The following is a 603-nucleotide window of genomic DNA, read 5'->3' on the forward strand; positions in this document are numbered from 1 at the left end:
CGGGCACGACGTCGACCCGCACGCGCGAGCTCGTCGTCTCGGGCGTCGCGACGCTCTACGCGGCGTTCCTGCTGTGGGCCGCGGGCCTCGCGTTCCTGCTCGTCTCGTTCATCGTCTACGCGCCCGCGACCGTCCTGTTCGCGATGGCGCGGCGCGAGCAGGGGCGTCCGGTGTTCTCCGGGCGCGAGCGCGTGGTGTTCGCAGTCGCCGTCGTGGGCGCGGCGGTCGGCGTCGTGCTGCTCGCGACCGGCGCGATCTCGTTCTGACCGATCCCCGCCGGGCCCTCGTGACCGCCGCGCCGCGTCGCCATACTCGTCGTCATGGGCACCTCCGCGACGGACGGCACGGATCGCACGCCTGACCTCGTCGGCCGGACGTTCCTCGCCACGACGACGCCCGGGCACCAGCTCGTCGAAGGGTCGACCGTCCGGATCGCCTTCGACAAGGGCCACCTCAGCGCCCGCGCCGGCTGCAACACGCTGTTCGGCTCCGCGAGGTGGACCGGCGGCGTGCTCGAGGCCCCGACGCTCGCCAGCACGATGATGGCCTGCGCGCCCGAGCTCATGGACCAGGACACCTGGCTGGCCGGCCTGCTCTCGAGCA

1 protein-coding gene and 1 pseudogene are annotated in these 603 nt (G+C 73.5%); both read left to right on the forward strand.

Annotation, left to right across the window (positions count from 1 at the left end):
• Nucleotides 1-266: pseudogene (locus ICW40_RS21010) on the forward strand (arginine-ornithine antiporter); the annotation flags it as partial.
• A gap of 54 nt (nt 267-320) precedes the next feature.
• A partial coding sequence (locus ICW40_RS11845; RefSeq protein WP_221654204.1) for an META domain-containing protein occupies nt 321-603 on the forward strand: 283 nt, incomplete at its 3' end.

The sequence above is a fragment of the Actinotalea ferrariae genome, from assembly GCF_019733465.1.
In the GTDB taxonomy this organism is placed as follows: Bacteria; Actinomycetota; Actinomycetes; order Actinomycetales; family Cellulomonadaceae; genus Actinotalea; species Actinotalea ferrariae_A.